This window comes from Thioclava sp. SK-1 (genome assembly GCF_001705665.1).
Taxonomy (GTDB): Bacteria; Pseudomonadota; Alphaproteobacteria; order Rhodobacterales; family Rhodobacteraceae; genus Thioclava.
The window spans coordinates 333,712-350,534 of sequence record NZ_MDHA01000044.1; the positions used below are offsets into that span (position 1 = coordinate 333,712).

The window sequence follows — 16,823 nt, forward strand, 5'->3', positions numbered from 1 at the left end:
CCGACAGTTGATGCGCAAGCCTTGACCTGCGCATCCGAAGCAGAAACAAACGGCGCAAGATCTGCACCTATATCGCCCCGGCACGCCGCGCGCTGAAATCGCGGTCTGCCCGGTAGGAGAACCCTATGAAGTTTCGCTTTCCCATTGTCATCATCGACGAAGATTTCCGGTCAGAAAATTCCTCCGGCTCTGGTATTCGGGCGATGGCGCAGGCCATCGAAAACGAAGGGTTCGAGGTGCTTGGCGCCACAAGCTACGGTGATCTTTCACAATTCGCCCAGCAGCAGTCGCGCGCCAGCGCCTTTGTGCTGTCCATTGATGATGAGGAATTCACCCCCGGTCCCGATCTGGATCCCGCTGTCGTAAACCTGCGTAATTTCATCGAAGAGGTGCGCTGGAAAAACGAAGAAGTTCCGATTTATATCTATGGGGAGACCAAGACATCGCGGCACTTGCCCAATGATATTTTGCGCGAATTGCACGGTTTCATCCATATGTTTGAGGACACGCCGGAATTCGTTGCCCGCCATATCATCCGCGAGGCGAAATCCTATCTGGAAAGCATCCAGCCGCCCTTCTTCCGCGCCTTACTGGATTATGCCGAAGATGGATCCTACTCTTGGCATTGCCCGGGCCATTCCGGCGGTGTGGCGTTTTTGAAAAGCCCGATTGGGCAGATGTATCACCAGTTCTATGGCGAAAATATGCTGCGCGCGGATGTGTGCAACGCGGTAGAAGAGCTTGGCCAGCTGCTGGATCACAATGGCGCCATTGGCGCATCTGAACGAAATGCAGCGCGGATCTTCAATGCCGATCACTGCTTTTTTGTCACAAACGGCACATCGACCAGTAATAAGATGGTCTGGCATCACACGGTTGCGCCCGGTGATGTGGTGGTCGTAGACCGCAACTGTCACAAATCAATCCTACACTCAATTATCATGACCGGTGCGATTCCGGTGTTCTTGAAACCCACACGCAACCATTACGGCATCATCGGCCCGATCCCGCGCAGCGAATTTGATGTAGAAACGATCAAGGCCAAGATCCGCGCAAACCCGCTTTTGGCAGGCTATGACGCCGAGACGATCAAGCCGCGGGTCATGACCTTGACCCAATCGACCTATGACGGCGTGCTGTATAACACCGAGACGATTAAAACCGCGCTGGATGGGTATGTTGAGAACCTGCATTTTGACGAAGCATGGCTGCCCCATGCGGCCTTCCACCCGTTTTATGGCACCTATCACGCGATGGGGCGTAAGCGCGGGCGCACCAAACATTCGGTGACCTATGCGACGCAATCTATCCATAAACTGTTGGCCGGGATTTCGCAGGCCAGCCATGTCTTGGTGCAAGACAGCGAAGAGACCAAGCTGGATCGCCATCTGTTCAACGAAGCCTATCTGATGCACACATCGACCAGCCCGCAATACAGTATCATCGCATCTTGCGATGTTGCCGCCGCAATGATGGAGCCGCCAGGTGGCACCGCCTTGGTGGAAGAAAGCATTGATGAGGCGTTGGACTTCCGCCGCGCCATGCGCAAGGTCGATGCAGAATATGGCGAAAATGACTGGTGGTTTGAGGTATGGGGCCCCGATGAGCTGGAAGAAGAAGGCATTGGGCGCAACACCGGCTGGGTTCTGAAACGCACTGACGCCGATGGCGTGCAGCAATCTGACGGTGAAGATGCCTGGCATGGATTTGGCGATATGGCCCCGGGGTTCAACATGTTGGACCCGATCAAGGCCACATTGATCACACCGGGTTTGAATATTGATGGCCGGTTTGAAGAAACTGGGATTCCGGCCTCGATTGTGTCGAAATACTTGGCCGAACATGGTGTGGTTGTCGAAAAGACCGGGCTGTACAGCTTCTTTATCATGTTCACGATTGGCATCACCAAAGGCCGTTGGAACACGCTATTGGCGGCGTTGCAGCAGTTCAAGGATGACTTTGATAAGAACCAGCCATTGTGGCGCACAATGCCTGATTTCTGCGCCAAGCAGCCACGCTATGAACAGATGGGCCTGCGCGACCTTTGCCAACATGTGCATCAGATGTACGCAAAATATGATGTCGCGATTTTGTCGACCGACATCTATCTTAGCGACCATACACCGGCGATGACACCGGCCGATGCGTTCTCGCACATCGCGCGGCGCACGACACAGCGCGTCCCGGTGGATGAGCTGGAAGGCCGCATTACCACCAGCCTTGTGACCCCCTACCCGCCCGGCATCCCGCTGCTGGTCCCCGGAGAGGTATTTAATAAGAAGATCGTCGATTACCTGAAATTTAACCGCGAATTTGCGCGCGAATGCCCCGGGTTTGAAACCGATATTCACGGCCTGGTGGTTGAAAAAGGCCCTGATGGCGCGCCCAGCTATTTCGCTGATTGCGTCGCCGAATAACGCCGCTGATGTGGCCATGATTATCCCCGCAGTGTCGCAAGGCGCTGCGGGTTTTTTATATTCCTAAGGCTGATGCCGCGCATGGATTGCGGCAAAACCCCGCCTGGAATTTGCGGCACGCCATGAAGCCCGAGTGAAACAATCAGAAAATATCTTGCTTGAATCAATATCTGACTGTATTACTCGGGCAATCAATGGAGGCCGCCCATGCACGCTATCGCGATCACCGCTGCTCAATCTGAACGCTATGAACAGCCCGCACATCGCCCTGTTGTGCTGCGCGCCGAGCAGCGTGCGCTGCTGGATGAGATTCGTGCCGCCGCCCTGCGTGTCCGTTCTACCCGCTATATTGATGCCTTCCGGGCCTGTGCGATGCTGTCGTTAAACCGTGATCGTTCCGTCACCACAATGGCGGATGGCCTGGCGCGTGTGTTGGCGCAGGCGCTGGCAGCGCCTGCGGTTTTATATCGCCCCGGTTCCCCAGATGTCAGTTTTGACGAGGCATGGTTGGTTCGTCTGGCCTATTGTTTGCATGATGATGACCTTGGGTCAGCAGAATTTCTGCTTCGCTCCCGCGTGACACGGCATCACTGGCGCAATATCGCGTTTCTTCTCAATGGGATCGCACGATTGTCGTCGCTGCAAGATCAGCGCAACTGATCAAATCCATAATTGCCTGACTTTTTTAATCAGAATTAATCTATATTTTTCAAGGGGTTGCAATGCACTCTGGATGTGCCATATAATTTGGACAGCCAGCAAGACGCCAGCCAACGTCCCGTGATTCAATTGGAAGGCAGGACCCATGTCCCAAACCGCAGTATCCCTATCCCCCACCGCACGCGAAGCCATTGCTGAGGCACTTCAGCAATCCGTTGCGGAAACCGTTGTTGCCACCATGCTGGCGCAAAATTTCCATTGGAACGTCAAAGGGATGGCTTTCGGCCCCCTGCACGAGCTGTTCCAGACCATTTACGAAGATCACTTCGTTGCACAAGACGATCTGGCCGAGCGTATTCGGGCCATCGACGTTATGGCAGAAGGCACGCTGAAAAGCATGCTGGAACGCTCCAAAGTTGAAGAGCATGAAGGCCCCGCAACGGATCGTGAAATGATCGCAATGCTGGTCAAAGCACAAGAAATCGTTGCAGCCACATTGCACGGCGCCGGCGATATCGCTGCCGATAACGGCGACACCCTGACCGAAGACCTATGCATCGAACGCGGCCGCATCCACGAGAAATTCGCTTGGATCTTGCGTTCACATCTGGGCTAATCTGATCTAACGACACAAAACGGGCCGACACGCATCAACGTGTCGGCCCGTTTTATATTTGATCTCTAATTTGTGCAGCCCTAGTGGTGCGATCACAGATCTGGTGGTGTTACGCCTTTTTTGGCACATCGTTTCAGATAGGCTGGCACCCAGTGGCTATACCGTCCCATAATTTTTTGCTGGGCGATAATCAACTCGACATAGGCTTTTTGCAGCTTGGGCTTTTTCAATTTCTTTGAAATCTGCTTTTGTTCTTTGGTCATTGAACAACCAATGCAATGACCTTGGCGGCGGAACTTGCACACACCGATGCAGGGTGTTGGAACCTTTGACATGGAAATCCCTTTTCGACAGTTCGGGCCAGATATAGCGGCGATAGCCGCAAGATCAATCACCGTCGCAGCCCAGGGCATGGCCGGGCGCATGTAGGTCACATACGCCCAAAGCCTGATTACAACTTCGACAGTTTCGACTGCAGTTCGGCAAGCTGCTTCTTGATCGCCTGCAGATCCTCTTTGTCGGAGGCCGCGTCGCTGCTGTCGGCCGCCGGGCTGGTGCCGCCCTTGGGCCAACCTGACATCATCGATTCTAAGAAGGCCTGCTGCTGTTTATGCAGCGCGTCAAACCCCGGCACTTTGGCCATGGGATTCGGCATCTGATTCAGGTTCCCCATCATCTGTTCCTGACCCTGGCGCAGCATTTCAAATGTATTGGTCAAGAACTGCGGCATCATGGCCTGCGCCGATGTTGTGTAAGAACGCACCAAATCCGTCAGAACGGAAACCGGCAGCATATTTTCGCCGCGACTTTCATGTTCTGCAATGATTTGAAGCAGATACTGGCGTGTCAGCTCGTCACCTGTCTTAAGGTCGACGATTTTTACTTCACGGCCCGACCGAATAAAACGGGCAATATCTTCAAGCGTGACATAGTCGCTGGTCTCGGTGTTATAGAGCCTGCGGCTGGCGTAGCGCTTGATCAGAAGCGTTTTCTGCGCGTCCGTCATAGGAACCTCCCGTTTATTTTGCATTGCAGCAATGATTAAGCTGTAACCCGTTAAAAGCAACAAAAGAAAGGCGGGCCGAAGCCCGCCCTAGGTCCGTGTTCCAGCAGGGAGGAGGTTGCTGAAACTGCGGGAGGAACCTGATTACTTCGCGGCAGCGGTCGCTTTTTTCGCAGCCGTCGTTGCTTCGGTGGTCGCTTTTTTGACAGCAGCCGTAGCATCTTCAGAAAAATCTTTACCAGCGGCAAGCATCAGCTCAACCGTTTCCATCTGCACTTTTTTTGCAACTTCAGCGAAAGCAGAGATGTTTTCCGACGCCAGCTCAGCGGAGGAGGATGCGAAATCGCTCATCGCTTTGGCGTAATCTGCCGGCTCGTCTTTCGTGGTCGACAAAGAACCCATTTTCGAGATCGATTCTTTGGTCCATTTGGACGAGATTTCAGCGGATTTCTCTGCTGCGTCCAACGCGACTTTCGACATTTTCTCGCCGAAAGCAGCCTGCGATTTGAAGGCTTCCTGGAACTTCGATGTGTCCATCGGCATCGAAGCCATCATGTCTTGCATCATCTTTGTGAAGTCCGGGGTCGTGGTAGCCATTGTCATATCTCCAATATCATTGAGGTCCTGGATGTTCGGTTGCGGGACCCCGTTCGCTTGAATACAGATATAAATGCTGCGACGCAGCAAATCAAGTCCTTTCTTGCTGCGTCGCAGAAATTTTACAACCTATTAGCGAATTATATCTTGACGATCTCCTTTACGTAGATCCCCGGAGCCTCGGCAAGCACCGGATGGTCCGGCCCGCCGGGTTCGCGCGCTGCAACCATGCGCCCAGATTGCGAGGCAAGCCATTCCTGCCAACGCGGCCACCAGCTGCCGTCATGAAATTCTGCTTTTGATTTCCAATCCTTAGCATCTTCCAGCGGTGCCGGTGATGTATAGTGACCGTATTTCTTCTTCGACGGTGGGTTCACGATCCCCGCGATATGCCCCGATTCGGACAGGATAAAGGTTTTGTCCTTCGATCCCATTTTCGCGATCCCGGAGAAGGACGTGATCCACGGCGCGATATGGTCGGTTTCGCAGGCCACAGCCATAAGCGGCACTTTTACATCCGACAGTTTCAGTACCTCGCCCAGAATCTCATAGCCATCTTCGGCAAAGTGATTCTCCTGGCACAGCCCACGCAAATATTGCATCGCCATCTTGCCTGGCAGGTTTGTGGCATCGCCATTCCAATACAGCAGATCAAAGGCCGGCGGCGCCTCCCCCATCATGTAGCTACGAATGGCGGGTTTCCAGATCAGATCATTGGAGCGTAGGAAGCTAAATGTCCGGCTCATGAAATAGCTCGACAACACGCCATCGCGCTCACATTGCCGTTCCAACCCATCGACGAAATCATCTTGTAAGAAGGGGATGAACTCTCCTTGTTCGGAGAAGTTGGTCAAAGTGGTGAAGAAGGTCGCGCAATTGACCGATGTGTCCTTGCGCTTGTTCATCAGCGCCAGCGCAAGGCTTAGCGTGGTGCCGGCGATACAATAACCGATGACATTGATCTTAGCGACTTTGGTGATCGCCTTTACCTGCGTCATCGCATCCAGATAGCTTTCCAGATAATCTTCAAACCCAACATCTGCAAATGTGGCATCGGGGTTCTTCCAGCTGACCACAAACACCGTGAACCCCTGCTCTACGGCAAATTTGATAAAGCTGCTTTGTGCTTTCATATCAAGGATATAGAACTTGTTAATCCATGGCGGGAAGATCAACAACGGGGTGCGGTGCACCTGTTCTGTCAGCGGCGCATATTGGATCAGTTCAAACATGCGGGTGCGGTAAACCACCGCCCCCTCTGATGCGCCCAAATTTGTGCCAACGTCAAAGGCTGTGCGATCGGCCAGCGTTACCAGCAGATCACCATCATTTTGCTCCATGTCCCGAACAAGGTTTTCAAGGCCTTGGACAAGGCTCTCCCCTTCGGTCACGACGGCCCGTTCCAGCGCATCCGGATTGGTCGCCAGAAAGTTCGTAGGCGCCATCATATCGATCAACTGATGGGTGAAAAAATCAACCCGTTGCTGATCTTTCTGCGTCAGCCCCGGCAATCCTTTGGACGCGTCGTCAAGCGCCTTCGACGCGATCATATACTGCTGTTTAACGAAATTAAAATAGGGGTGCGTGTCCCACAACGGGTTGGTGAAACGCCTGTCTTTTGGCCCGGTGTCCTCGGGCACCTTCAGACCCTCTGTCGCCAACGTATGTGAGGCTTCCATGTAATGAGTGATCGCCTCGCCCCAGTATTTCACCTGAGATTCGAAGATATGAGACGGCTTATCGGCCAGTTCCCGCATATAGGCATTCGCGGTGGACATGTATAAATCAGGCCCAGGCCCTTCCAACGCAAGGTTTGGCGCACGTTTTCGCGTCATTGCATCAACCATGCGTTGCGTCAAAGCTTCGATTTTTTCCAAATTTCGCTGCATTTTCTGCGATGCAGCAGAAACCTCTTCCTCCCCGGTTGTCATAAGGTAGTGGTCCTCCTATTGTTTTTAGTAGGATAGACCCGGCTTTGCGCAGCAAACAAGTTCGTTCGCAAAAGCTTGAGGAGTTTTTCACCGACGTCTGATAAAGAATGTTATCAAGGCGGGCGGTTTGAAGGAGTAACGTAGATGAAAGCCATGTCGAGCTACGACCTGATGGAATCAATCAGGAACACCAACGAATGGCTTGGGGCGTCTGCTCGGGCCATGGCATCTTACCCAGTCTGGGGCCTATCACCCAACCCAATGTTTCGTGTGATCGAAGCATGGGGCGCCGTCACCGAGCGCAGCTTTTCGCGTATGGTTGTCAAGCCAGAGTGGAACATCCCTTCGATCACTGGCACGGATGGCCGCGATCATCTGGTGCAAATCAAGACCATCGTGGACCGGCCATTTGGTTCTTTGATCCATTTTGACGTGCAAGGCCGTGGGCCAATGCCGCGGCGCGTGTTGGTAGTGGCCCCAATGTCAGGCCATTACGCGACCTTGCTGCGGTCCACTGTGGCCTCCCTGCTTCCCGATGCCGAGGTCTATATCACCGATTGGCACAATGCGCGCGACATCCCCGTCAGTGTTGGCAAATTCGACGTGGAAGATTACACGCTGTATCTGGCCGATTTCATGCGGGAATTGGGATCAGATATCAATGTGATCGCCGTATGTCAGCCCGCACCGCTGGCCTTGGCGGCGACGGCCTATCTGGCCGAAGAGGATCCTGATGCGCAGCCGCGCACCCTGACCCTGATCGGCGGACCGATTGACCCCGATGCCGCCGCCACCGATGTGACCGATTTTGGTCGCCGCATCACGATGGGCCAGTTGGAGCAGATGGTGATTCAGCGCGTTGGCTTCAAATATAACGGCGTTGGTCGTCTGGTGTATCCCGGGCTGATGCAGCTGGCCTCGTTCATCTCAATGAACTCTGAGAAGCATTCGCAAGCCTTCCATGACAAAATCATGAGCGATGCACAGTCCGACAACGTCCCTGATGTCGATAAGCACAATAAATTCTATGATGAATATCTGGCCGTTATGGATATGACCGCTGAGTTCTATCTGTCGACGGTGGAGCGGATCTTTAAGGGGCTGGAGATCGCGCAGAACAAATTCACCATTAAGGGAAAGCCGGTTGACCTGGGCAAAATCACCTCGGTCGCGGTGAAAACGGTCGAAGGCGAGAATGACGATATCTCTGCGCCGGGCCAATGTGTTGCCGCGCTTGATCTGTGCACGGGCGTTCCAGATGCGATGAAAGCACAGCACTTGGAGCCCGGCGCAGGCCATTACGGCATCTTTGCGGGCGGGTCATGGCGGAACAATATCCGCCCGCTTGTGCTGGAATTCATTGACGAACATGCCGATGGCCCCAAGGACGAAGAAATCGCCGGCGATAGCACGGTCACGCCGATGCGCCGCCGCGCCCCTGTCGCCAAGAAGGCCACCGGAACCGATACATCCGGCCCTACCGGCGTTTGAGTTTGAACCCAAGCCCGACACGCGCCTGCCGCCGCCCCTACTCCGGGGGTGGCGGTTTTTATTGATCTCTGCGTGGAATTGAATCGCGGCGACTGCACACCTATCTAACCTATGAAGATATAAGGATAGAATGTGGTGGGATTTTCCGATCTGACAGATGGCGTAACGCGCGGCATTGCGGGACTTGGCGACCAGCTTTCAGGGGCGATGTTTGAACCCGTTCTGCGCATTGGCGTCACCGGCCTGTCGCGTGCAGGTAAAACCGTGTTCATCACCTCTTTGGTGGCCAATCTTCTGGACCGGGGGCGGATGCAGGCACTGACGGGCGCGGGCGATGTACAGGCGGCATTCTTGCAGCCCCAGCCCGATGACACGGTGCCCCGGTTTGATTACGAATCGCATTTGGCGGCATTGACCGGGCCAGAACCTTTCTGGCCTGAAGGGACACGCGCCACATCGGAACTGCGGTTAAGCTTTCGCATTGCGCCGCGCGGGCTACTATCGGGCATGCGCGGGCCGCGCACATTGCATGTGGATATTTTCGACTATCCCGGCGAATGGCTTTTGGATTTGTCTTTGATAGACAAATCCTATCGCCAATGGTCAGATGGTGTGCTCATGCGGCTAGAACATCGCCCGCAAGGCACCGAATATTTGCAGCTTTTGACAACAGTCGACCCCGCAGCGGATTTCTCAGAGCCAACAGCCAAAGCTTTGGCCTTTCAGTTCACGTCACATCTGAAATCTGCGAAAGAGGCCGGTTTTTCCGATTGCTCCCCGGGTCGGTTTTTGTTGCCTGGGGAGCTAGAGGGCTCCCCCGTGCTGACATTTGCCCCCCTTCCGGCGACGGACACCCCCCGCACCAGCTTGGCGCATGAAATGGAACGCCGTTACGATGCCTACAAAAGGGAGGTCGTCAAACCCTTCTTCCGCGATCACTTCTCAAAAATCGACCGCCAAGTAGTGCTGGCCGATGTGTTGGGCGCAATCCATGCAGGCCCTGCTGCGCTGGAAGACCTGCGCCGCGCGATGGCAGAGGTATTGCAGGCCTTTCGCCCCGGGCGTGCCAGCTGGCTGACCAGCCTGATGGGCGCACAGCGGGTCGAAAAAATCTTATTCGCAGCGACCAAGGCCGATCATCTGCATTCGATCGATCATGGCAAATTAACCGCGATCACCACTGCTCTTTTACGTGATGCCAAAGACCGTGCCGATTTTTCCGGTGCGCAAACGCAGGCTCTTGCATTGGCATCGCTGCGCACCACAACCGAGGCGATGATCGAACAAGATGGTGGCACTTTGCCTGCTGTGCGGGGGCGGTTGCCCGATGGACGCAATGTCGCGATGTATCCAGGCGCCCTGCCCGATGATCCAGGGCAATTGCTATCACCTGCCCGCCAAGGCGCGCAGAAATGGCTGAATGACGCCTATGCCATCATGGGGTTTGCACCGGCCCCTGTAACATTACGCCCCGGGGATGGGCCGCCCCATATCCGGCTGGACCGTGCCGCGCAATTTTTGATCGGAGATAAGCTATGAAACGCCCGGTGATGATCGAACTGGACGAGGCTGCCGAAAATCCCGCACAGGCAGAACCCATTAAGGATTTGCCCGACGCGACCCAAGACCAATTGCACGGCCGTGCTATGCAAATCGCCGCGCGCTTGGGTGCACGTCCACCATCATTGGTTGCAAAGCTCCTGTGGCGTTCGATCCTCGCACTTTTGGGGTTTATGGCCTCGTTGGCCGCTTGGCGCTTTGTCGAGGGGCTTTTTGCGTCAAACCCCATCCTTGGCTGGATCGGGGCCGGGCTGCTTGCCTGCGTGGTGATCGCTGCGTTGATCATTGCATTGCGCGAAATCGCCGCATTCTCGCGGATGAAACGCTTGGATGTATTACACCGCGAAGTCTCATCTTTGACAGGGACACATGACGTCACCCGAACCCGCAAAACAGTTACGAAACTGTCAGCCCTCTATGCTGCAAGGGCCGAAATGTCATGGTCGCGCAAGCGGTTGGCCGAACGCGGGCCAGAGGTAATCGACAGTGATACATTGGTTGATCTGGCAGAAACCGAATTGATGCGCCCGCTTGACAGCGCCGCCCGCCTTGAGATTGAGGCAGCAAGCCGCTCGGTCGCGGCGACAACAGCGCTGGTGCCACTGGCATTGGTGGATGTGGCCACTGCGTTGATCGCCAATATTCGAATGATCCGACGCATTGCCGAGATTTATGGCGGGCGCGCAGGCAGTTTGGGGGCCATACGGCTGGCCCGCGCAGTGATGACGCATCTGGTCGCCACGGGCGCGGTGGCCGCAGGCGATGACCTGATAGAGACGGTGGCGGGCGGGCATTTGGCCGCCAAACTGTCTCGCCGTTTTGGCGAAGGGGTGGTCAATGGCGCGCTGACCGCACGCGTGGGCATTGCCGCGATGGAGGTCTGCCGACCGATGCCTTTCCGTGCCTTGCCCAAGCCGAAAGTGACCAATATCATCGGCCGCAGTCTGACCGGCCTATTTGGTCGCAACCAGGCGGGGACGAAGGACAGTTAATCTAGCGCAAGACAGGTGCATCAGCCGGTGCCTTGCCGACATCCGCAACCCCCATGCGCAGCCCCGCCCCGATACGATGCGCCAGGGCGGACCAGCCCGCAGCGGCCAGCGGGTCCAATTCACGCCGCAACGTGTCATCAAACAGGCCCAACCACACAGGGAAATGTCCTGCAAATACGTTGCCTGCCCGGCGATGTGCCATCATCGGTGATCCCTCATACCCCGGTTGATGCAAGATCGCGCCTTTCCAAAATCGCGCAATCTTCGCCTCATGCTCTGCCCAATCTGTGACATGAGTTGCAAAAACAGGCCCCAGCAGATGATGCGCCCGCACGCGCGTGTAAAATGCGCCTACAACATGCTCGATCTGGGCGGATGTTATCTCAAAACGGGCAAGCGGTTCGGTCATCTTGATCTTTCAGTGGGTTATGTAAACAGATCGGATTGCGGGGTGGCGACAGGCGGCTCCGGTCGTAGGGCTTCTATGCCCAGATGGCGCCAGGCCCGCGCGCCCAACATACGCCCGCGAGGCGTGCGCTGCACCAGCCCCTGTTGCAGCAAATAGGGTTCGATCACTTCTTCTAACGCATCCCGGCTTTCCGACAGCGCAGCGGAAAGCGTTTCAATCCCGACGGGACCGCCGCCGTAATGTTCCGCCATCAACATCATATAGCGCCGATCCGCACCGTCCAAACCAAGGCTGTCGACACCCAGCCGCGTTAAGGCGCTGTCGGCAATGCTGCGGGACAAGGTTCCATCGCCTTCGACAAGAGCGAAATCCACAACCCGGCGCAGCAATCGTCCGGCAATCCGCGGCGTGCCGCGTGCGCGTTTGGCGATTTCGCGCGTGCCTTCGGGATGGGCAGGAATACCCAGCAGCCGCGCCCCACGCGCAACGATCAAATCCAGTTCATCTTCGGTATAGAATTGCAACCGCGTCGGAATACCGAACCGGTCACGCAGCGGCGTGGTCAACAATCCCAACCGCGTCGTCGCCCCTACCAGGGTAAAGGGCTGCAATTCAATGCGCACCGTGCGTGCAGCAGGCCCCTCCCCGATCACAAGATCCAGCTCGAAATCCTCCATGGCCGGATATAACACCTCTTCCACCGCCGGGTTCATCCGGTGAATCTCGTCGATGAACAGCACGTCGCGATTTTCCAGGTTGGTCAAAATCGCGGCAAGATCACCGGCTTTGGCCAGAACCGGGCCAGAGGTCATCTTGAAATTCACCCCCAGTTCACGGGCCATGATCTGCGCCAAAGTGGTTTTCCCCAGACCGGGTGGGCCATGAAACAGTGTATGGTCCATCGCCTGTCCGCGCATTTTGGCGGATTCGATGAATACACGCAGATTTGCCCGCGCCTCAGCCTGACCAACGAATTCCTCCAAGACCTGTGGCCGAAGCGCACGATCCGCATCATCGGGCAAACGATCTGGGCGCAATGTCGGGTCCGGGTCGGTCATCGCTTCATCTGCCTCGCTGTCGGTCGGGTTTGGCGTGGGGGGCGACAGCCCCCCGCGTGGGATGGGGGTTCGATGCCCCCATGCCGCGCTCCCCCGGTATTAATCCACCACATATCAATCTTTCGGCGCCAACTGCCGCAGTGCCAAACGGATCAACTTGGCGGTATCGGTGGCCTCCGGTGCCTCTGCCGCCTGCGCCACAGCCGAAGCCGCCTCTGACGGCGCATAGCCCAAATTCGTCAGCGCAGACAATGCCTCTGCTTGGTAATTTACCTTTGGGGCCGCCATCGGGGTTGCCCCCGCGCGCCCACGCGACCTTACCGCGGGTTCGATTAGCTCCGGCGCCGGAGCCGCATCCACGCTTAATGTTGCGCCAAGCGCCATCACCGTCGGCGCTTTGTCCTTCAGCTCATTAACCACACGTTGCGCCAATTTCGGCCCCACACCGGGCGCCGCCTTTACCGCAGCCCAATCGCCAAGCGCAATCGCACGGCCCAATGCCTCTGGTCCCAATTGCCCCAGCACCGCAAGCGACGCTTTCGCGCCAATCCCTTGAACCGATGTCAAAAGCCCATGCCATTCCTTTTCCAACAGGCTGGAAAACCCGAACAGCTGTAACAAATCTTCGCGCACCAGCAGATCGGTATACAGCGCACAGGCCTCCCCCACGGGTGGCAATGACTGCGCCGTCCGCGTGCTGACATGGACGATATAGCCCACACCGCGCACATCGATCATCACCTGATCCAAGCCCCGGTGGGCAATAATACCTGAAAGCCTGCCGATCATACCGGTGTCCTTTTGATCCGCGCCTGTCCCCGGTCGCTCAATGTCACCATCGTGCGTGACAGCTGCGCCGCCCCAATGCGCCGCGCGGATTGCAGATGCAAGGCGTGGCAAATCGCAATGGCCAAGGCATCTGCCGAATCCGCACTGTCGAATTTTACACCCGGCAATTGATGCGCCACCATATGCTGCACCTGTTTTTTATCTGCATGTCCCACGCCAACCACGGTTTTTTTGACAGCATTTGGCGCGTATTCCCCAACCTCCAGCCCCGCAAGCGCGGGCACCAGCAAGGCGACGCCGCGCGCCTGACCCAATTTCAACGTCGCGACCGCGTCCTTATTGACAAAGGTCTGCTCAACTCCGGCGGCCTCTGGCACATAGCTATCAAACACTGCCGTTAAATCACGATACAGCACTGCAAGCCGATTGGCCAAGGCATCACCAGCGGAATGCAGCGTCCCATTGGCAACATGGCGCAGCTTCGAGCCCTCCATGTCGATCACACCCCAGCCAAGATTCCTTAGCCCCGGATCGATTCCGATCACCCGCATGGTGCGCCCCTTGATGCTCATTATTCATTACTTTTCCATCAAGTAGCACGAAAAGAGAACATCGGGAAGCCAGAACTGTCCCACGCCGGCCTCACTCCCCCTGGGGGCGGCGAAAACCCGGCTATGGTGTGCAGGTTTGATGCTGCATACCGACAGGCGTGCAGGGCATGCAAAAACCGCATGGCAGGCCTGACAACATGCGCGTTGTTTTCGTAAATAGCCCATTATATGAGCGGATAAGGGCAGCCACCGCCCACCCTATCAGCATATTGAAAACGAGATTTCTTAAATGTCCGTCCAAACCACAAACCGTATCGAACTTCGCTCTGGCGCAGCCACAGGCCTGTTCGCTCAAGCGTTTCAAGCCATCTTGGCATGGAATGATGCCCGCATGACCCGCCGCGCACTGGACAAACTGTCCGACCGTGAGCTGGATGATATCGGCCTGACCCGCTTTGATATTGCCCAGGTTCGCTGATGCATCATGCGGGGCCCAGCACCCTTCAACACTTAAAAGGGCCGTGCAGCTTGAACTGCACGGCCCTTTTTCTATGCCTTGGCGCCGCCCCTGCCGCGCAATCTAAAGCGTGTCTAATACAGCAAAGGCCGGATATATTCGGCCGCAAAACGCGTCGCGGTATCCGCATGCAGCACCCAAGCACCAAGCTGTTCCAACATCGTGCCATCGCGTAACAGATCAACGCGCGCGGCATAGGCCTCGCCCCCGATCTGCGCCAGCATCGTGGCCTTGAACAACAGCATCCCCGCCAAAAGCGCCGCAATCCCGCGCCACGGGATCGACCTACGCGTTTTCACCCGATGGCTGTCAAAATACGCACGGCCCAAAGCGCCGGTGGCTTCAAACGCGCCACCTGCTTTGTGAATTTGATCAATGCGCGCCAGGCGGCGTTCAAAATCAGTCTGATGTGTTCCGGGCATGTTAAAGATCCGAGTCATGAAATTGCCTCATTCCGGGCAAGATCACTATGACTGAAATCTAAACGAAAAGCCAATCACTTAACGTTGCGTTAACTATGCTGTAGAACCAATGTCGTCCAATCGCCGTGTTCGTTTCGCATACGAAGACAAAAACCGTTATTTTTATAAGCGGCGATAACATCATCGGCCTGTTCATGCAGGATTCCCGACAGAATTACATATGCTGATTCGCCGCAGTATTGTCGCATATCCGGGGCCAATGCGATCAACGGGGCCTTTAAGATGTTGGCAAAGACCAAATCGAACGGCGCGGCCGATCGCAAGGTGTCATGGTCAAACCCGGCTGCTTGCAAACATATCACCCGACCGTCCAAATCATTGCTGCGCACATTGGCCTGCGCGGTCTCCACCGCAACTGGATCAATATCTGACGCAAGAACGGCATCGGGCCACAGCTTGGCGGCAGCCATCGCCAATACAGCCGTACCACAGCCAATATCCACGACATTCTTCGCCACCAGCCCATCGCGTTCCAGCTGATCCAGCGCCTTCAGGCAGCCCAAAGTGGTGCCGTGATGCCCGGTGCCAAAAGCCATTGCAGCATCAATTTTCAGCGCAATGCGGTCGGCGGGCAATTTATCCGCATCATGGCTGCCATAGACAAAGAAGCGACCCGCATCCACGGGCGCAAGCTCGCGGCGCACATGGGCCACCCAATCTGTCTCGGGCAGCTCGGAAATCGTGAAGTCAGGCGCACCATGCACCATCGCCAGCAGCGCCAGTGCGATCGCATCGGGGGCTTGGGTGAAATACGCGCCCAGCTCATACCGGCCCGAGCCATCTTCGATTTCAAAAACGCCGGTGCCGTAGGGGGCCGGGTCCAAATCCGCAACACGGGCTTCCAGCGCTTCGGCTGTGGCGGCGTCATCAAGCGTTGTGAACGCAGTAAAGCTGGTGGTCATCGCGGTCTCCCTAAACAGATCCGCCCCCGCTTTGGCCTGCAAACCACGTCAGGTCAAGGGCGGGAGGGACCATGACAATGGTCCCGACGCGGCTCGCGGGGGCTCAATGCCGCCGCGCGCCGCCCTTGCCTGGCCCTAGCGCGTATCGGGATGGCGCGTCGGTCCCGGTTTTGGACTATGCCATTAACCCGATGGGGCAGGACACCCCCGTCCCCCCGATACCGCAATATCCGTTGGGCTCTTTGGCCAAATATTGTTGGTGGTATTCTTCGGCAAAATAAAAATCCGGAGCCCGCCGGATCTCGGTCGTAATCGCCTTATGCCCGGCCTGCACCAACAGCGCAGCATAGGCGGTCCGGCTGGTCTCTGCCGCATGTGTCTGCGCGGCGGAATATGTGTAGATGCCGGACCGGTATTGCGTGCCGCGGTCATTTCCCTGCGCCATGCCCTGCGTCGGGTCGTGGTTTTCCCAAAACACCTGTAGCAGCTGTTCATAACTGATGACCTCGGGATCATAGATCAGCCGCACCACCTCATTATGGCCCGTCATGCCCGAGCAAACCTCGCGGTAATCAGGATTTTGCGTATGTCCACCGGCATAGCCAACCATGGTCAGCCATACCCCAGGCAGGGTCCAAAAAATCCGCTCCACACCCCAAAAACACCCCATCCCAAACATGGCCTGCGCCATCCCTTTGGGGACCGGCGCATGAAGATCGCGTTGAAACAGGAAATGCGGTGCACGCACCGGCATCGGAACCTCGCGGCCAGGCAGAGCCTCAGCCGCGGATGGCAGACGTGTCATTTTCATAGGCAAATCCTCCTGCGCGAAAGATAGGGTGCGCGAA

At 56.2% G+C, this 16,823-nt stretch carries 18 protein-coding genes; 7 read left to right on the forward strand and 11 right to left on the reverse strand.

Annotated elements, in window-relative coordinates:
* The first annotated feature begins 125 nt into the window (after positions 1 to 125).
* The 3 genes from BFP70_RS11515 to BFP70_RS11525 all read left to right on the forward strand — a co-directional run bounded on the left by BFP70_RS11515 (position 126) and on the right by BFP70_RS11525 (position 3,693).
* Positions 126 to 2,417, forward strand: coding sequence for an arginine/lysine/ornithine decarboxylase (locus tag BFP70_RS11515; RefSeq protein WP_066011699.1), 2,292 nt, complete (start codon positions 126 to 128; stop codon positions 2,415 to 2,417).
* Between the two features lie 207 nt (positions 2,418 to 2,624).
* Positions 2,625 to 3,077 (forward strand): hypothetical protein, encoded by a 453-nt coding sequence (locus BFP70_RS11520; protein WP_066011700.1) that lies wholly within the window; start codon positions 2,625 to 2,627, stop codon positions 3,075 to 3,077.
* Positions 3,078 to 3,222: 145 nt separating this feature from the next.
* Positions 3,223 to 3,693 carry a Dps family protein gene (locus BFP70_RS11525; RefSeq protein WP_066011701.1) on the forward strand — a complete coding sequence of 157 codons (471 nt, stop codon included), beginning with the start codon at positions 3,223 to 3,225 and terminating at the stop codon, positions 3,691 to 3,693.
* Between the two features lie 92 nt (positions 3,694 to 3,785).
* Here the strand turns inward: BFP70_RS11525 and BFP70_RS11530 are convergent, their stop codons facing one another.
* The 4 genes from BFP70_RS11530 to phaC all read right to left on the reverse strand — a co-directional run bounded on the left by BFP70_RS11530 (position 3,786) and on the right by phaC (position 7,224).
* On the reverse strand, positions 3,786 to 4,088 hold the full coding sequence (locus BFP70_RS11530) for a DUF1289 domain-containing protein (RefSeq protein WP_369820202.1): 303 nt from the start codon (positions 4,086 to 4,088) through the stop codon (positions 3,786 to 3,788).
* Between the two features lie 56 nt (positions 4,089 to 4,144).
* On the reverse strand, positions 4,145 to 4,699 hold the full coding sequence (phaR, locus tag BFP70_RS11535) for a polyhydroxyalkanoate synthesis repressor PhaR (protein WP_066011703.1): 555 nt from the start codon (positions 4,697 to 4,699) through the stop codon (positions 4,145 to 4,147).
* Between the two features lie 141 nt (positions 4,700 to 4,840).
* Positions 4,841 to 5,293 carry a phasin family protein gene (locus tag BFP70_RS11540; protein ID WP_066011772.1) on the reverse strand — a complete coding sequence of 151 codons (453 nt, stop codon included), beginning with the start codon at positions 5,291 to 5,293 and terminating at the stop codon, positions 4,841 to 4,843.
* A 140-nt stretch (positions 5,294 to 5,433) separates the two neighbouring features.
* Complete coding sequence (phaC, locus tag BFP70_RS11545) at positions 5,434 to 7,224, reverse strand: class I poly(R)-hydroxyalkanoic acid synthase (RefSeq protein ID WP_066011704.1); 1,791 nt, start codon at positions 7,222 to 7,224, stop codon at positions 5,434 to 5,436.
* A gap of 144 nt (positions 7,225 to 7,368) precedes the next feature.
* Here phaC and phaZ point away from each other — a divergent pair, with 144 nt between their 5' ends.
* From phaZ to BFP70_RS11560, 3 genes are all read left to right on the forward strand, one after another.
* Positions 7,369 to 8,715: a polyhydroxyalkanoate depolymerase gene (phaZ, locus tag BFP70_RS11550; protein ID WP_066011705.1), complete on the forward strand. Its 1,347-nt coding sequence runs from the start codon at positions 7,369 to 7,371 to the stop codon at positions 8,713 to 8,715.
* Between the two features lie 135 nt (positions 8,716 to 8,850).
* The gene (locus BFP70_RS11555; protein ID WP_255356686.1) at positions 8,851 to 10,254 is read left to right on the forward strand and encodes a YcjX family protein; all 1,404 of its coding nucleotides are present in this window, start codon (positions 8,851 to 8,853) and stop codon (positions 10,252 to 10,254) included.
* The gene (locus tag BFP70_RS11560; RefSeq protein ID WP_066011706.1) at positions 10,251 to 11,267 is read left to right on the forward strand and encodes a YcjF family protein; all 1,017 of its coding nucleotides are present in this window, start codon (positions 10,251 to 10,253) and stop codon (positions 11,265 to 11,267) included. Before BFP70_RS11555 ends, BFP70_RS11560 begins: the two co-directional genes overlap by 4 nt.
* A 1-nt stretch (position 11,268) precedes the next feature.
* On the opposite strand, the gene BFP70_RS11565 is transcribed toward BFP70_RS11560, so the two are convergent.
* From BFP70_RS11565 to ruvC, 4 genes are all read right to left on the reverse strand, one after another.
* Positions 11,269 to 11,676, reverse strand: a complete 408-nt coding sequence (locus BFP70_RS11565; protein WP_066011707.1) for a group III truncated hemoglobin — start codon at positions 11,674 to 11,676, stop codon at positions 11,269 to 11,271.
* A gap of 17 nt (positions 11,677 to 11,693) precedes the next feature.
* Positions 11,694 to 12,734: a Holliday junction branch migration DNA helicase RuvB gene (ruvB, locus tag BFP70_RS11570; RefSeq protein WP_066011708.1), complete on the reverse strand. Its 1,041-nt coding sequence runs from the start codon at positions 12,732 to 12,734 to the stop codon at positions 11,694 to 11,696.
* 114 nt (positions 12,735 to 12,848) lie between these two features.
* Entirely contained in the window at positions 12,849 to 13,523 is a 675-nt protein-coding gene (ruvA, locus tag BFP70_RS11575; protein ID WP_066011709.1) for a Holliday junction branch migration protein RuvA, read from the reverse strand.
* A complete protein-coding gene (ruvC, locus tag BFP70_RS11580) occupies positions 13,520 to 14,074 on the reverse strand; it encodes a crossover junction endodeoxyribonuclease RuvC (RefSeq protein ID WP_066011774.1) in 555 nt (184 codons plus the stop codon). The genes ruvA and ruvC overlap by 4 nt, the downstream gene beginning before the upstream one ends.
* Before the next feature lie 289 nt (positions 14,075 to 14,363).
* Between ruvC and BFP70_RS11585 the strand changes: the two genes are divergently transcribed.
* Positions 14,364 to 14,552, forward strand: coding sequence for a DUF1127 domain-containing protein (locus tag BFP70_RS11585; protein WP_066011710.1), 189 nt, complete (start codon positions 14,364 to 14,366; stop codon positions 14,550 to 14,552).
* A gap of 113 nt (positions 14,553 to 14,665) precedes the next feature.
* On the opposite strand, the gene BFP70_RS11590 is transcribed toward BFP70_RS11585, so the two are convergent.
* The 3 genes from BFP70_RS11590 to msrA all read right to left on the reverse strand — a co-directional run bounded on the left by BFP70_RS11590 (position 14,666) and on the right by msrA (position 16,786).
* Positions 14,666 to 15,031: a hypothetical protein gene (locus BFP70_RS11590; protein ID WP_083217467.1), complete on the reverse strand. Its 366-nt coding sequence runs from the start codon at positions 15,029 to 15,031 to the stop codon at positions 14,666 to 14,668.
* A gap of 71 nt (positions 15,032 to 15,102) precedes the next feature.
* Positions 15,103 to 15,975 carry a 50S ribosomal protein L11 methyltransferase gene (locus BFP70_RS11595; protein ID WP_066011711.1) on the reverse strand — a complete coding sequence of 291 codons (873 nt, stop codon included), beginning with the start codon at positions 15,973 to 15,975 and terminating at the stop codon, positions 15,103 to 15,105.
* A 175-nt stretch (positions 15,976 to 16,150) separates the two neighbouring features.
* Positions 16,151 to 16,786 carry a peptide-methionine (S)-S-oxide reductase MsrA gene (gene msrA / locus BFP70_RS11600; RefSeq protein WP_066011712.1) on the reverse strand — a complete coding sequence of 212 codons (636 nt, stop codon included), beginning with the start codon at positions 16,784 to 16,786 and terminating at the stop codon, positions 16,151 to 16,153.
* Positions 16,787 to 16,823: the final 37 nt, after the last annotated feature.

What these genes read in the sequence shown, in the direction of transcription:
- BFP70_RS11560 (WP_066011706.1), top strand. Translation starts at nt 10,251, where the DNA reads ATGAAACGCCCGGTGATGATCGAACTGGACGAGGCTGCCGAAAATCCC.
- BFP70_RS11520 (WP_066011700.1), top strand. Translation starts at nt 2,625, where the DNA reads ATGCACGCTATCGCGATCACCGCTGCTCAATCTGAACGCTATGAACAG.
- BFP70_RS11525 (WP_066011701.1), top strand. Translation starts at nt 3,223, where the DNA reads ATGTCCCAAACCGCAGTATCCCTATCCCCCACCGCACGCGAAGCCATT.
- phaZ (WP_066011705.1), top strand. Translation starts at nt 7,369, where the DNA reads ATGAAAGCCATGTCGAGCTACGACCTGATGGAATCAATCAGGAACACC.
- BFP70_RS11590 (WP_083217467.1), bottom strand. Translation starts at nt 15,031, where the DNA reads ATGACTCGGATCTTTAACATGCCCGGAACACATCAGACTGATTTTGAA.
- BFP70_RS11595 (WP_066011711.1), bottom strand. Translation starts at nt 15,975, where the DNA reads ATGACCACCAGCTTTACTGCGTTCACAACGCTTGATGACGCCGCCACA.
- BFP70_RS11565 (WP_066011707.1), bottom strand. Translation starts at nt 11,676, where the DNA reads ATGACCGAACCGCTTGCCCGTTTTGAGATAACATCCGCCCAGATCGAG.
- BFP70_RS11585 (WP_066011710.1), top strand. Translation starts at nt 14,364, where the DNA reads ATGTCCGTCCAAACCACAAACCGTATCGAACTTCGCTCTGGCGCAGCC.
- ruvC (WP_066011774.1), bottom strand. Translation starts at nt 14,074, where the DNA reads ATGCGGGTGATCGGAATCGATCCGGGGCTAAGGAATCTTGGCTGGGGT.
- ruvA (WP_066011709.1), bottom strand. Translation starts at nt 13,523, where the DNA reads ATGATCGGCAGGCTTTCAGGTATTATTGCCCACCGGGGCTTGGATCAG.
- msrA (WP_066011712.1), bottom strand. Translation starts at nt 16,786, where the DNA reads ATGAAAATGACACGTCTGCCATCCGCGGCTGAGGCTCTGCCTGGCCGC.
- BFP70_RS11515 (WP_066011699.1), top strand. Translation starts at nt 126, where the DNA reads ATGAAGTTTCGCTTTCCCATTGTCATCATCGACGAAGATTTCCGGTCA.
- ruvB (WP_066011708.1), bottom strand. Translation starts at nt 12,734, where the DNA reads ATGACCGACCCGGACCCGACATTGCGCCCAGATCGTTTGCCCGATGAT.
- phaR (WP_066011703.1), bottom strand. Translation starts at nt 4,699, where the DNA reads ATGACGGACGCGCAGAAAACGCTTCTGATCAAGCGCTACGCCAGCCGC.
- phaC (WP_066011704.1), bottom strand. Translation starts at nt 7,224, where the DNA reads ATGACAACCGGGGAGGAAGAGGTTTCTGCTGCATCGCAGAAAATGCAG.
- BFP70_RS11540 (WP_066011772.1), bottom strand. Translation starts at nt 5,293, where the DNA reads ATGGCTACCACGACCCCGGACTTCACAAAGATGATGCAAGACATGATG.